Annotated in this window: 15 protein-coding genes and 1 pseudogene; 12 read left to right on the top strand and 4 right to left on the bottom strand. The window is 43.2% G+C overall.

Annotated features, from left to right (window positions below; all coding sequences use genetic code 11):
• Positions 1–66: 66 nt before the first annotated feature.
• The 3 genes from AC1ECB_RS13780 to AC1ECB_RS13770 all read left to right on the top strand — a co-directional run bounded on the left by AC1ECB_RS13780 (position 67) and on the right by AC1ECB_RS13770 (position 3,206).
• Positions 67–549, top strand: coding sequence for a permease (locus AC1ECB_RS13780; RefSeq protein ID WP_485669203.1), 483 nt, complete (start codon positions 67–69; stop codon positions 547–549).
• Positions 546–1,160 (top strand): permease, encoded by a 615-nt coding sequence (locus AC1ECB_RS13775; RefSeq protein ID WP_485669202.1) that lies wholly within the window; start codon positions 546–548, stop codon positions 1,158–1,160. The genes AC1ECB_RS13780 and AC1ECB_RS13775 overlap by 4 nt, the downstream gene beginning before the upstream one ends.
• Positions 1,161–2,603: 1,443 nt before the next feature.
• Positions 2,604–3,206, top strand: a complete 603-nt coding sequence (locus AC1ECB_RS13770) for a DUF6710 family protein (RefSeq protein ID WP_485669201.1) — start codon at positions 2,604–2,606, stop codon at positions 3,204–3,206.
• A 237-nt stretch (positions 3,207–3,443) separates the two neighbouring features.
• Here the strand turns inward: AC1ECB_RS13770 and AC1ECB_RS13765 are convergent, their stop codons facing one another.
• From AC1ECB_RS13765 to AC1ECB_RS13755, 3 genes are all read right to left on the bottom strand, one after another.
• Positions 3,444–3,842 (bottom strand): hypothetical protein, encoded by a 399-nt coding sequence (locus tag AC1ECB_RS13765; RefSeq protein WP_485669200.1) that lies wholly within the window; start codon positions 3,840–3,842, stop codon positions 3,444–3,446.
• A 491-nt stretch (positions 3,843–4,333) separates the two neighbouring features.
• Positions 4,334–4,900 carry a tripartite tricarboxylate transporter substrate-binding protein gene (locus AC1ECB_RS13760; RefSeq protein ID WP_485669199.1) on the bottom strand — a complete coding sequence of 189 codons (567 nt, stop codon included), beginning with the start codon at positions 4,898–4,900 and terminating at the stop codon, positions 4,334–4,336.
• Positions 4,812–5,114 carry a tripartite tricarboxylate transporter substrate-binding protein gene (locus tag AC1ECB_RS13755; protein WP_485669198.1) on the bottom strand — a complete coding sequence of 101 codons (303 nt, stop codon included), beginning with the start codon at positions 5,112–5,114 and terminating at the stop codon, positions 4,812–4,814. Before AC1ECB_RS13755 ends, AC1ECB_RS13760 begins: the two co-directional genes overlap by 89 nt.
• A gap of 933 nt (positions 5,115–6,047) precedes the next feature.
• On the opposite strand from AC1ECB_RS13755, the gene AC1ECB_RS13750 reads away from it, so the two are divergent.
• The 4 genes from AC1ECB_RS13750 (at position 6,048) to AC1ECB_RS13735 (ending at position 7,945) form a co-directional block, all read left to right on the top strand.
• Positions 6,048–6,608: a primase-like DNA-binding domain-containing protein gene (locus AC1ECB_RS13750; RefSeq protein ID WP_485669197.1), complete on the top strand. Its 561-nt coding sequence runs from the start codon at positions 6,048–6,050 to the stop codon at positions 6,606–6,608.
• 438 nt (positions 6,609–7,046) lie between these two features.
• The gene (locus tag AC1ECB_RS13745; RefSeq protein WP_485669196.1) at positions 7,047–7,343 is read left to right on the top strand and encodes a hypothetical protein; all 297 of its coding nucleotides are present in this window, start codon (positions 7,047–7,049) and stop codon (positions 7,341–7,343) included.
• A gap of 130 nt (positions 7,344–7,473) precedes the next feature.
• The gene (locus AC1ECB_RS13740; RefSeq protein WP_485669195.1) at positions 7,474–7,602 is read left to right on the top strand and encodes a hypothetical protein; all 129 of its coding nucleotides are present in this window, start codon (positions 7,474–7,476) and stop codon (positions 7,600–7,602) included.
• Between the two features lie 31 nt (positions 7,603–7,633).
• On the top strand, positions 7,634–7,945 hold the full coding sequence (locus AC1ECB_RS13735) for a phage portal protein (protein WP_485669194.1): 312 nt from the start codon (positions 7,634–7,636) through the stop codon (positions 7,943–7,945).
• A 140-nt stretch (positions 7,946–8,085) separates the two neighbouring features.
• Here the strand turns inward: AC1ECB_RS13735 and AC1ECB_RS13730 are convergent.
• Positions 8,086–8,819, bottom strand: a pseudogene (locus AC1ECB_RS13730) (LysR family transcriptional regulator).
• 122 nt (positions 8,820–8,941) lie between these two features.
• Here AC1ECB_RS13730 and AC1ECB_RS13725 point away from each other — a divergent pair.
• The 5 genes from AC1ECB_RS13725 (at position 8,942) to AC1ECB_RS13705 (ending at position 13,761) form a co-directional block, all read left to right on the top strand.
• On the top strand, positions 8,942–9,553 hold the full coding sequence (locus AC1ECB_RS13725) for a DJ-1/PfpI family protein (protein ID WP_485669193.1): 612 nt from the start codon (positions 8,942–8,944) through the stop codon (positions 9,551–9,553).
• On the top strand, positions 9,550–10,284 hold the full coding sequence (locus AC1ECB_RS13720) for an ISAs1 family transposase (protein ID WP_485669342.1): 735 nt from the start codon (positions 9,550–9,552) through the stop codon (positions 10,282–10,284). The genes AC1ECB_RS13725 and AC1ECB_RS13720 overlap by 4 nt, the downstream gene beginning before the upstream one ends.
• A gap of 397 nt (positions 10,285–10,681) precedes the next feature.
• Positions 10,682–10,879: a DUF3311 domain-containing protein gene (locus tag AC1ECB_RS13715; protein ID WP_485669192.1), complete on the top strand. Its 198-nt coding sequence runs from the start codon at positions 10,682–10,684 to the stop codon at positions 10,877–10,879.
• Positions 10,880–10,907: 28 nt separating this feature from the next.
• The gene (locus tag AC1ECB_RS13710; RefSeq protein WP_485669191.1) at positions 10,908–12,398 is read left to right on the top strand and encodes a sodium:solute symporter family protein; all 1,491 of its coding nucleotides are present in this window, start codon (positions 10,908–10,910) and stop codon (positions 12,396–12,398) included.
• A gap of 46 nt (positions 12,399–12,444) precedes the next feature.
• Positions 12,445–13,761, top strand: a complete 1,317-nt coding sequence (locus AC1ECB_RS13705; protein ID WP_485669190.1) for an amidohydrolase — start codon at positions 12,445–12,447, stop codon at positions 13,759–13,761.
• The last annotated feature ends 224 nt before the right edge of the window (positions 13,762–13,985 follow it).

The following is a 13,985-nucleotide window of genomic DNA, read 5'->3' as shown; positions in this document are numbered from 1 at the left end:
TGAAATGCCGGAAAAGCTATTTCGTCAACCAGTGCGGCAACAAAACCTGATAAAGGAGTGGCATCCATGGATGTAGTGATTTCTTACGCGCTGGCCATCGGCGCGCTGGTATGGTCCTATTCGAAAGACAAGTCCAAAACGCGGCAGGGATTGAAAAAAGCATGGAAGGCATTTGAAAACATTCTTCCCGCCTTTGCCATCGTTTTACTCTTGATTGGCATTTTACTTACTGTGATTTCACCGGCAACGGTAACGGCCATGTTAGGGCAGGACAGCGGTTTTTATGGCATGCTGATGGTCAGTATCATTGGGTCCATCACGTTGATACCCGGGTTTATTGCCTTCCCGCTGGCTAAAGCCGTTCTGGACATGGGGGCGGGGATTCAGCAGGTGGCTGTTTTTGTCTCCACGCTCATGATGGTGGGTGTGGTGACGGCTCCGCTGGAGCGGCAATTTTTCAACACCAAGACAATGCTATTGCGAAATGGCATGAGTTTTGTCTTTGCCTTTGTGGTAGCTTATGTTCTGGGGCAGGTGATGACGTTATGAGCTGGCTCATGCGATATAAATGGGTTCTGGTCTTCTTGGCGGCGGATATCATGGTATACATCTATGACCAAACGATGGGCAGGGAAATTGTGCACCGCACCCAAGAAAGTTTTATCGAGATGTTAAGTTTTATTCCGCCGATTTTTATTTTATTGGGTCTTATGGATGTGTGGGTGCCACGGGAAAAAGTAGTTGCCCATTTAGGGCCGGATTCAGGAGTCGCGGGCATGGGACTGGCGACGTTTTTAGGCGCGGCTGCCGCGGGCCCGCTGTATGGTGCGTTTCCCGTCGCGGCGGTCATGATGAAAAAAGGAGCCAGTTTTTACAATGTCATGATTTTCATTGGCTCCTGGGCAACCTTAAAAATTCCGATGTTCTTGTTTGAGACACAATACTTAGGACCTGTGTTTGCCGGTACTCGCTGGATATTGAGTTTAATCTGTATTGTCGTGATTGCCGTTACGATAGATTACTTGTTGTCTCCAGGAGAAAAGACGGAAATATATCGTAAGTATACTGAGGACAAGGCAGCTTTGCAGCCAGGATTGAATCAGGTTGGCCTGCCTGGGCAAGCCAGGCAAAATACGGTTGGCGGAAAGCCTAAAGGATGAGACCCGCCTGTCGTATTCTTGGGAGTTAATACAATTATGACGGAACGGGCCGTATAACGGCAGAGAAATCGCTCCCGCTGTGTAATAAAAAGTCAGCCCGACGTCTTCAAAATCAGGCTATGACCTTCTCGTAGGATAGCTGTGATCACGAATGCCCTATAAAATATAAACCCCAGATGGTTTTATTTAAACCAGCCTGGGGTTTATTCGTGGCCCGCTCCGCATCCCTGCGGGCGGCGCTCCGGCCTTCGTGCCTCAGCCCTCCGCCTGCCGTCCTCGGGCTGCTCCGCTCAGTGCCCAATACAACGGATACCACTCTATGGCTGACCGTCCGCTCCTTGCGGCGTTCCGCGTTGCTCCACTCTCCTCATCCGCTCTCGTTCAGCCACCGCTGCCGCTTAGAGTCGTATCCTGCTGGGTGGCAGTTGTCATTCTGCAGAGGTAGCAGGCCAGGACGCTCCTTTTTCTCGCACCCAGACCTGCCGGGGGCTACGTCGGCTGGCCCCGCACGCTGCGCGGGGCCTCGGCAGGACACTCCAACCGGCCCGGCCGCAAAACCACCGGCCGACCCAGCCGGGCGTCCCGCCGACCGCCGGGAACGAAAAACAAAGCACGAAGCCCGGAGAGAACGACGGGTAACCAACCGCTCCACCGGGCCACCTGCGGCCACTCGCCTGGCTGGGTGGTAACAACCGTTCGTTCCCTGCCGCGGCCGCGCCCGTCCGGGCGCCCTAACGGGAAGGACTACCCCCCAAACCCCCCGCTAAGGAGCGGCCGAACAAATTGGGGGGGACGCCGCCACGGCAGGGCCCTTCACTAGCCGGGAGGCAATCAGACGGCGGCACCAGACGGCCCGGTTACGCTTTAGGGAACCCACCCCCTGACCCCCTCCCGACGAATAAACGGGAGGGGGAAGCGGCAGTCCGGTGCCTACAGCCCAATAAACGGCTTACCATGAGCAGCCATGAAACCCGCGTGGCCGCACATCGTAAGCCTGCTTTGTTTGCCATAGTCTGCCTGGGCAGGGAAGCGCACCGGCCACGGCAGCCAAACCCGCGCCGCCGCGCCCCGTGCAAACGGGCCTGCCGGCAGCAAGGGAGCCGCGAACTGCGCGGTGGGAGAAATGAAAAAACCGCCCACGGTTGGAAGGCGGCACTGTATCGGAGCAAGGTTAGGGACAATAAAAATTCTTTTTTGCTCTGGTAGAATATGCTATACTAAGTGTACAGGCTGCTCGGGGGACGGTTAGCCCCTTCCTTTTCAGGAAGGGGGTGGTAGGATGAGTATCTACGAGGCATTGACATTTGCGGTTGCATTTGCCACTCTCATGGTATTGATCACGACCAAAAAGAAATAACCGCCCCTGCTCAAGACGGCGGTTATTTCTTAAATAACACGAATTTGGTCTAACCGTTTTCCGGTTAGACAGCCTGTGGGGCTGACGTGTGTCGAGCACGTCAGTCCTTTTCTTATATTATACCCATAGAATGTAAAATATGCAACCGGTCAGGCAAAAATCATTACCCGCATGACAAAATAACGACGGATGGAAAAACTGCCTTTGATGTAATTGAACGCGTTGAAAGTTCGAACAGAGAAGTCGTGTTAGGGAGAGATTTAGTACTACCGTGGCCTTGGAACCGTGAGCGTTCAATTAACAGTATAGTCAATATAGGTAGAAAGAGACCTATGGGAGAGTGGAAGCAAGATTGTTCAAATCACAGAGTAACACTATGGCTGCCAATGGGGATTGCTTGGGTAGGTGGTGGAAGTCATTCTATTGCAGCGGGGATAATTAAGGCAACAGGAAAAATAAAGCCGGACTGCATATATGACATAAGCAGAATGTACGATTACGTTTACTGCGATGGGAAGAATTACATCCGAAAGGATGATTGGCAGATTATTTCTCATGTTAAAAATATTGAATTTGCTGCAATCTTTGAGACAAGAATTCCACCGCCGCCTCCTTGCTCTAATAACCATTTAACTTCTTCCACTGGCTCTGTTTTATTTTGTCCCTTCTCTTCCTATACCGACAAATGATGAGAATGCGCAGCCGCCACATCGGCAGGCAGCCAATTGCTATAATGAATACGCCAAAAAAATAAATGGTGAGTTTAGAGCAACAATGGAATTTCCAAGTAAAACTAGTCCGGAAAAAATGGTTATAACTATTGACTGTGCGGGAGCCACATTAAAGAAGGCCATTGCAAGCGATATAAATGTTATTACAAGTCAGCCGTCGCCAAGGGCAGGGAATTTGCTACTCTGTAATATTTTTCAGGAAAACAATTTTTTGTTGGGATTTGGTGTTGATGAGGTTACAAAGTGTTGTGCTTTTTTAAGTAGCTGATAACTAGCACATCGGGCTTGTTCATACGTTTCATGTATCTCTTCTACTAAAAATTCTTTGCGGTCTTTTTCTCGAGCCGCAGCAAAGCAAGTTAACTTAAAATTGTCTTCGTGATATAAAATTTCAATTAAAATTGCATCCATTGTATTTGAATGAACTGTATTTAGATACGGCTCATAATAAATAGCCCATTCAAAGCCTTTAATTTTTTTGGGCAATATATGCTCTATCCAGGTTTTATGGTTTTGAAAAGCTATATAACGAGTAGGGGATTCGTTGGTTTGCAGGACAGGGTTTTGAGGGACTAATGTCAAATGACGCTCCATTATTTTTCATCACCTTTTGCGAATTATTAATTTTAATACTATATAATAGTCGAGCGTATACATAATGTTACTAAATTCTAAATGTACAAAAAAATATCTGAGTTAATATTTTACCTATATCTACAATTGATTTTGGCATATTCGACGAATTATTCATGGGAAACAGCACTATTGAACGTGAGTGGGTATTTACAGAGTAATACAAAGCCGTTCAATAACTTCTACTCGATGCCAACGGGGACGGTTCCGCCTGACAACGAAATTTCACTAATTCGTTTTGCCGATTATCGCGAGTGTAACTCACGGGTACAAAGGAAGACAAGTATAATCCATATAATCCAGGTGACGCTTCCTGATTTGCGGAGGATGGAGATATCGGTAACAAATATTTTGCCCAACAATAATACAACAAAAAATAAAGACACCGCAAAGTAATAGCCAATTCATTATGGCTACTATTTTGCGGTGCTCACATTTTTTAAGCAGATAGATTATATTTCTTCACGCCAACGATTAGTTTTCTGAGCCGCAATAAGTTCTGCAATTCCGGTCTCTTTTACTAGTTTCGATAGTTTTTTATTATCAGCTATCCATCTGTCACTAAAATCCTCAGGCCCCATATACTGGACTGACATTCCCAGTTTCTCCATATTCTCTTTGAATTCAGGGTCATTGATCATTTTACTTAGCCCTGCTGTAAGCCTAGTCTTTTCTGCTAGCGGCATTTCCTTAGGCGCTGCAATTCCATTCCAAAAGTTGAAAGCAATATTGATTCCCTGTTCCTTGAAGGTTGGCACATACTCAAAGCCTGGTAGAGTCAATCTATTCTCATTGGCCACCCCCAGTATTCTGATTGTACCATTTTGTACGTGCTCTTTTATAGCCAGTGGACTAAACACGCCATTAAGCTGTACATGCCCGCCTAAGAGAGCCGCAATGGCTTCCGACTCACCCTTGAATGGCACTTGTTTAATAGTAATACCGGCTTCCTTGGCAAATAATTCTTCGGTGATATGTACTGTCGTACTTAATCCTGAATGACCAACCTGAATGACCAACCTTAATTTCACCTGGATGTTCTTTGGCGTAACTGATTAACTCATTCAAATTTCCCCATGGCTGGTCAGAAAGCGAAATTATCATTACTGACGAAGATACAACATTAACTAATGGCTCCAAGGCACTAGGGTAATGGTATCTTGTTTTTCCATAAAGTGGTTGTAATATTGCGCTAGACCCAACAACGCCGATTGTAATACCACAAAATAACATTAAATTCCTGCTTTTGACAAAAATAAATAGCCGTGTTAGACGGCTAATGGTATCTGTGAGACATAGAAATACAGGGATGCTGTGTGTTTTCTGGTAGATATCTTATTTTTGCTAATAAATCATTACTTATGATTGCCGGCACTTTCAAAGCTTGCCCAAGGTAAACACTTGCGTTATTATCCAATTTATTTATCCGACGAATCTCATAAATGGCTTCCCGAACGGCGTCTTTATCTGTAGTGTATCTAGCAGCAATTTGTCAAACGGTATCTCCGGGTTTTACGTAGACCGACTCATACGCAGTAGTATTAAAAAAGGCACGAGAAACAGCCAGTGCCAATATAACAAGAGCTAAAAGTAATATGAATTGGAATAAAAGATAAAGTTTGAAAAAGTTTAGCATGATTGATAATACAACCATGAAGATATATAATTTAGATGTCAAATTTAGTTCACTTTCTTTGGCCCAGCACTAAGCTGGGTATCTTTTTGCCTTCTGCAAGGTTTGGGGTTGGTGGACGGCATTCGGAAAAGTGTGATAAACGATCCAATTTGTGCAGTCAAGCTATAACATCAATGCTGCCCAATTGATAGTCAGGAAATTACTTCGTTTTGATGAATTGCGTAAGCAATGGAAAAACAAAAAATCCGCCGCATTCCATATTCATCGGAATAACGACGGATTTTTTGTTTTTCTTTATGACGCCTGTAGTCGTTTTTTCGGTCGACCCAGACAGGAGCTAGTTTGACTTCTGGGGTCATCGCTCGGTTTGGTTTACCGGCAATTTTAAACATGTTCGGATTAATGGTTCCAATTGCCAGACGAACGTTTCCACCAGAGTTAAATAGTAAGTGGGAGTTTCCGGGTGGTAAGATCGAATTGGCAAAGAGAGAGCCTTCAGGATGCTTTGGATATTGGGCAGGGACAGCATTGTGGCTAGACATTTACACGAACGGGAGTTTGAATTTATTCCTGAATTCAAGCTATTTTTGAATACAAACTATCTGCCATTGATACAAGATGATACTTTGTTCTCAAGCGGAAGGATTAAGGTAATTACCTTTGATCGACACTTTAAAGAAGAACAAGATAAAACATTGAAAGACAAGCTGAGGGAGAGTGAGAACTTAAGCGGTATTTTAAACTGGTGCCTAGAGGGGCTACGAGGATATTACACTGAAGGCTTAAAACCGCCGCCCGATGTGGTAGCTGCAACAGCTGAGTATCGGCGTGAAAAGGATAAATTAGGAAAGTTCATCGCGGAATGCTTAGAAGAAGCAGAGGAAAATATCACCGCCAATAGTACATACCAAGTTTATGAGCAGTGGTGTAAAGCCTGCGGCTACGGTTGTGAAAATAGAGATAACTTCTTTGTAGAACTACGAAGCAAGAACATGCTCAGTAAAAGTGGCACAGTAAAGGGCATAACAAAACTTCGTGTAATAAAAGGCTACCGTTTTTCAGAAGATTGGCGACCGCTATTTTCAGCATAAGCTGAGTATTTAAATATAAAGCATCTAGGAGGAAAAGAATGATAAATCAACAATATTCAAGACTGGATTACCCAGAAACCTATGAAGAACTATCCGGTTAGGTAAAAGAAAGTTTATCAAAATGGATTGAAGAGAACCTATCGCCCAGAAAGACAGCAAATTACGATTACTCTAGTTATGGCCTAAAACATCACTTTCAACTGGACACCGGACATTATGTATATAACGGTCAATTTAAAGGTGCAATGCAGGTAGCTGGCTACGCTGCTGTCGATGAACGAAAACAAAACTGGAATTATAGGATTAGGTATAAACGGAGGCGAGATCTATAGCGCCGACTTCGGTGCTAACCTTTATAATAGTGACGATTGCCCAGAAATATATGAGAAACTATTTAACAAACCGACTTACAAATTAAAATATAGTTAGGAGAATAAAATGAAAAAATTATCAGCAGGTAAAAAGAGATTGTTAGATTATCTTGGAAAGCCTTATAGGGCTATGATTATTGATTTAGAGAACTGTGTTTACTGTGATTTGGGAGATTATGACATAGAAATATCCGGGGGAAAAACGATTCGAGCTGACTTTGACATTTATGTTTGGAATAAGAAAGAGTTGAGAATTATCGAGAAGCATATGGGAGTAAAAAACGATTTGCCAAGTATTAAAGAACTGCTTGAAAGTATACGGAACAAGTATTCAGTGATTGCTGAGATGGCCCAATCAGTGTGATGACTATGTGATTTTAATTCGACCATTGCTAAAGATAATGCTTAAGGTATTGAAGAATCCTTCTATCACTTGACTTTATCGGCTCTGAGAGTGATGAATGGTACTAGAATTGATAGAAGGGAGTAGCCTTATGCGAGTTAGAATCATCGAACCAATCAAACCACCTGAACTAAAACGCAAACGAGTATGTGCTTATGCAAGGGTATCAACAGCAAGTGAAGCTCAAGGAGAATCACTAGAAAACCAAACTACTCATTAGTTTTGTAGTTTACACGATTAGGCCTTGGTTAGTGCGGTTAGAGCAGTCTATTAATAAAGCCTTATTGAGTGACAGTGAAAAAAGTAAGTACTACGTTGGCTTTATAGTGGAAGGGCTTTTGCGAGGCGATTATGTGTCGCGAATGCAAGGTTACGCTGTCGGAATTCAAAATGGTTTTTTAAGCTCTAATGACGTAAGGTCTTTAGAAAACTTGAACGCAACAACGCCCTGCGCCGCAAATTGCCAAAGGAAAAACAAGAATCAGAAGCCCAGCCGCAAGGCGCACCGCATCAAGAGTAACAAGATTGAACTTATTGAAATAGGGGGAACAACACATGAATAAAATTTTAGAACCGCGAAAAACGCGCCAAGCTTTGGGATAGTTATCTGCGGAACTTGCGGCCATATTTTTGGCAAAAAAGTAGTTAGGAATAGGCTCGTCCCATCGGAGAGGCTGTATTTGCCCTTCAGCTAATTCTTTCTCTACCGTAAAACGAGGCAACATAGAATTCCCAAACCAAGCATGATAAGTTGCTTTATTGTTTCGATACTGTTGGCTTCGAGGATGGATTGCGGAGTTGTCCTAAAATCCTTGAGGAATTTTTCCAGCGTTAAACGATAGCTGCAACCCGCTTCAGTGAGTATTACGCATGTTTCGGCCAAGTCATACGGTCTAACCTTTCCTTCTGAGCCAGTGGGTGGTTTGGAGCTGCCAGGAACAGCATTTGTTCGCGGGAAATATCTTCTGCAATAAGATCATACTCCCAAACCTTGTTATTAATAATTACCCCAACATCGATTCTGTTATTGCGAATATCGTCATAAATTGCATCGCAGTTTACAAACTTCAGGACCATTTCTACTTTGGGATAAGCCTTTCGATACGCTTGAAGCAATGCTGGCAAGCGATAAGTTCCTAACGATTCATTAGTTCCGATGGTCAAAGCGCCTTGCGGAACATCGGGATTGGCAATCACTTTCGCAGCTTCCGAAGTAAGCTTGATTACTTGTTCAGCATATGGCAGCAAAGCTTCTCCCTGAGCAGTCAGACATATGCGATGTCCAAGCCGTTCAAACAGTCTTACTCCCATCTCGTTTTCCAGATTCTGAATGTGGGTTGTTATGGTTGACTGAGCATATCCCAGCGCATCTGCCGCCTGCACAAAGCTTCCCTGTTTTGCGATAGTTACAAATGTTTTGAGTTGTCGAAGTTCCATGATCATCATCCTTGGTTCAGTAATTTCGAATGTTACATTCTAATTATTCAATTTTATCATTTGTTACGTCTATGATAAGATAAATCACAAGAAACTGCTATAGAAAATTAGGTGGTGATCTGATGAAAACAAAAAAAGTGTTGCTTTTGCTGTCAAACGGTTTTGAAGCCTATGAAGCCAGCGTCTTTACGGATGTACTGGGCTGGAATAAGCAGAAGGGTGACGGCTGCACTGAGGTAATAACCTGCGGCGGCCGCAAGGAATTGAAGTGTACCTGGAATTTCACCGTTATTCCCGAAATGTTGCTTTCGGAAGTTGACGTGAATATGTTTGACGCACTGGCTATTCCCGGCGGTTTTGAGGAAGCCGGCTTTTACACCGATGCTTTCAGCGATGAATTTCTTTCTGTTATTCGTGAATTTGACCGGGCAAACAAAATCATCGCCTCCATATGCGTTGGAGCTTTACCGATAGGCAGAAGCGGCGTACTGAAGGGGCGCAAAGGAACTACATATCATCTAAATAATGGTTATCGACAAGATCAATTAGCGTCTTACGGAGTGGAAATAGTTGACCAATTAATGGTGATCGATAAAAATATAATAACATCTTCTTGTCCATCCACTGCTTTGAATGTGGCGTTTACTTTGCTAGAGATGCTGACATCGCCGGAAAACTGCTATAAAGTAAAACATTTAATGGGGTTTAATAAGGAGGGGCTTATTTATGAATAACTAATATCTTTACTGAAAAAGTATGTGAAATCTATGATTTTGCAGTAGCAAGAATAGAGTGGTTACAAGGATTTTTATCCCTCGAAAACGGTATTCCAAGCCGTTTGACCTTTGCACGAGTTTTGCAAATCATGCAGCCTAAAGCGTTTGCTGTATTGTTTTCTCAAATCATGTCTCATGTTGAAGTGGTTAGTAAAGGACGGGTAGTTGCTATAGATGGTAAGGCACTTGCCGGCACCTACCATAATGAAGGAAGAAAAGGATTAATATATATGGTCGGTGCTTGGTGTAGTGAAAATAAAATTTCTTTAGCACAGGTGAATACTCAAGCTAAAAGTAACGAAATTACTGCTATTCCTGAGTTGTTAGATTTATTGGATATAAAGGGTGCTATCGTCACAATGGATGCCATGGGATGTCAGAAAGAACTGGTTAAAAAAATCGTAAACGAAAAGAAAGCGGATTATCTTATTGGGCTCAAAGGAAATCAAGAAACAATGCACCGAGAGTTTCTTGAATATGCGCAGTCTATCCTCCAAGATCCGCTGGAAAAAGACCAATATGAAATGTACCGCACCATTGAAAAGGGACATGGTCGGATAGAAGAACGCCATTATTACTTATTTCGTAATTTGGAGTGGTTTCAAAATAAGAATCAATGGGCTGGCTTATTGATATCGAAACACCCACAGAAATTCGCCTTTATATCACGAGCGCCCAAGGAAGTGTAGAAGAAATTGCTCAAACCTCTTGCTCCCATTGGGGAATCGAAAATAATCTACACTGGGTACTAGATGTGGGTTTTCGTGAGGATCAATGGTTAACACGGTTGAATATGGAAGCGGTAAATCTGTCTTAACTACGGAGATTATCTGCTAATTTATTAAAATTGGACGAATCTAAGATGTCCATTCAGAGAAAACGCTATCGTTGTTCATTGGATTTGGCGTATATGGAATTTGTTATTTTTAACCCTAAACTTTTTTCATGAACATGCCCTGGCTGCATTACCTATACTGTTGAAAAGTAAATAATTATATATTATAATAAAATAATACATAAAATTGCCTCAAAGCTGAGACTTCATACGGGGGAGTCTCTATTTTTATGAAAGGAGGTAAAAGAAGCATGGCTACATTAAAAATAGTCTTAACATTGATTCCGTTTATTTGGATTGTTGGCATGATCCCATTTGTTAATACGATTTATCCTATGGTTTTAGGGCTGCCATTTTTAGCGTTTTGGTTAGTAGCTGGCATATTTGTTACTTGTGGGTGCTTGAAAATAATATATAAAATTGATTCAAAAAATGACAGTGAAATTTAAAGCATGGAAGCAATAGGGGGAAAAAGATATGGGGAATGAGGTAAGCGCTCTTTTGGTAATCTCTATATTTATCATTGGCGCAACTGTTGTTGGTATACTGCCTGGAATGAAGAAAAAAATGAATCTTGAAGAATGGGCTGTCGGAGGCAGAAATTTTGGCAGGTGGTTGAGCTGGTTTGTCTTAGCCGGCGAAATTTATACTGCATTTGCATTTCTTGGTGCCAGTGGTTGGGCATACAGTCGAGGAGCGCCGTCTTTTTATATGCTTGGATATGCTGCATTGGCTTATGTGGTAGGCTATTATGTGCTGCCTAAAATCTCTCCGCTAGGTAAAAAGTATGGTTTAATGACGCAGCCTGATTTGGTTGAGCATCTCTATAAAAGCAGAACGTTGGCTGTATTGACTGCAACAATTGGTGTGGCTTTTTTATTACCCTATTTACAGTTGCAGCTAACAGGTTTAGGATTAATCATTGAAACTTGTTCCTATGGGCAACTGACACGCATACCTGCTATGCTGATTGCCTTTGTTCTAGTTGCATCCTTTGTATACTTAAGCGGGTTAAAAGGCGTCGCGGCAACGGCCGTAATTAAAGATGTTGCTATGATTACAGCGGTTGCTTTTTTCGGATTGTATCTTCCCATACACTATTTTGGCAGTTTAAGCGGTATGTTTGAAGCAGTGGAGGCGGCAAAACCAGGCTTTCTTACTTTGCCAGGAGGTACAAAGAACTTAGATGTTAGTTGGACTATGTCTACACTGCTGTTGACGGGATTAGGGTTTTATATGTGGCCGCATTTTGTGCCTAACAGTTTTAGTGCCCGTAATCCCGACGTACTTCGCCATAATGCCGTTTATTTACCGCTTTACCAAATATGTTTTCTGTTTCCGATGTTGGTTGGCTTTACTGCCATATTAGTTCTAGATTCCCCATTAAAAACACCTGATATGGCATTTATGACAATGGTAAGAGAAACATTTCCGGGATGGGCATTGGGACTTGTTGGTGGTGCAGGTGCGTTAGCTTGTATGATTCCGGCGGCTGACTTGCTGCTATCTACGTCTATGTTATGTACTCGCGGTATTTATTGCAAAACAGTAGGCAAAGACGCATCGCCGGAAAAAGTAGCGTTTCTTGCGCGGGCCACTGTGTTGGTATTAACAGGTATTGCATTATGTCTGGCTATTTTTCTTCCCAATATGCTGGTTAACTTATTGCTTACCGGTTATTCTGGTGTAACTCAATTTTTCCCAATGATTGTGTTAGGACTTTTCTGGAAAAAGGCGACAAAACTGGGTGCATATGTTGGCTTAGCGGTTGGCGAAATATTAGTATTTGCCCTGATCTTAGGTAAGATGGACCCTTTCCTAATTGGTGGGATGAATTTTAACGCCGGGTTTGTTGCATTAGTCGCGAACCTGATCTGTTATGTAGGTGTGAGTTTAGCAACATACACTCCCGTTAAGGCGGAAACTGGCAATGCGTATACAGAACCTGGTGTTGTAAACGGGCGCTAATTCTAAAGTCGTCTGTATTTACTATTAAGGAAAGGTAGTATGGCTGATGGAAATGTACCGCAAGCAGGAAAAAATAAATGAACGGTGTTTTAAAGAAGCAGTAGAGTGGCGCCGTCAACTCCACAAATGTCCGCAAACAGGCTGGCTCGAATATTATGCAACCGGGTTTATTGCTGATAAATTATCCGGCTGGGGTTATCAGCTGCTTTTAGGAAAAGATGTGATTGCTGCAGCTAAACAAATCCAATTACCGAATGCCCAAAGACATGATGAAGAGTATAAGCGCGCGCTATCGTTTGGCGTAAAAGAAGAATTCATTTCTCCCGCAAAAGGCGGGTTTACCGGTGTAGTAGCAGTGTTAAAGGGAGATAAGCCCGGCCCTACTGTCGGCTTTCGCTTTGATATCGACTCCAATGAAGTGTGTGAAGCAAATGATTCCGGACATCGGCCAGCTGATGAAGATTTTATATCGCAGAATCCCGGCTGTGCACATATGTGCGGGCATGATGCTCATGCCGCGACAGGATTATTGTTAGCTCGCTATTTCAGTGAAAACCGGGACATGATTCATGGTACCGTAAAATTGATTTTTCAACCAAATGAAGAAAACCTCTCTGGAGCGGCTGCTATGGTGGCTGCTGGAGTGGTTGATGATGTTGATTACCTATTCGGGGGACATGTTGGCACTAGTCTCAAACAAATTGGGCAGATTGCCGTAAATGTAAATAATATATACCCTATGTCGCGGTTTATGGTTACCTACCGTGGGCGGGCTGCTCATGCGGCGATCCGTCCGGATGAAGGTAAGAATGCTTTACTGGGTGCCTGCACAGCGGTAACCAATTTATATGCTATTGCCCGGCATGGTAACGGGGCATCACAGATTAATGTCGGGGTTATGAACGCAGGTACAGATTGGAATGTAATTGCTGATAAAGCTAGTTTTCGTTTAGAAACGCGGGGCGCGACAGATGCGATTAATGATTATATGGTCGTAAGAGCCAAGGAGATATTAACAGGTGTTGCTTTGATGTATGGCCTTGAATTAGAAATTACACCTGCTGCTGTCGCCTGTGGCGGTGCAAATTCGCCAGAGTTGGTTGCTTTGGCCTCTAAAGTTGCTAGTGCGCTACCATCTGTTAGTCAGCTTTTGCCTGAAGCTGGTTTGAATGGTTCTGAAGATTTCACTGCAATGATGAAACAGGTGCAAAACCGGGGCGGCAAGGCTATATTTGTTTTATATGGAACGCCTACCGGTGGTGGTCACCACAATGCGGCTTTTGATATTGACGAGACAGTAATTGCTAATAGTGTGAAATTTTTAGCTGCCATGTACAGCGAAATTACGATGGGACGGGGTTGATGGTCGCAGGACCCTTAACTCTTAGTTCCTTTGGAATTTAGCAGTAATTCAGTGTAAATAATAATACCGGAAGGATACAAGGTGACGGTTTTGCTATTTCCTATGATTTGGCAATAGATACAATGGGGACGATTTGTTTCCTTTCTATTGAGGATTGACCGTATTAATGATAAGTGTCAGAAGGAGACAGGGTTACTTCAATTATAGGTAATAGCATATACTCG

The organism is Sporomusa sp. 246TCP1 (assembly GCF_057319775.1).
The sequence above is the reverse complement of the archived record's forward strand: the minus strand, read 5'-3'. Positions and strand labels throughout refer to the sequence as shown.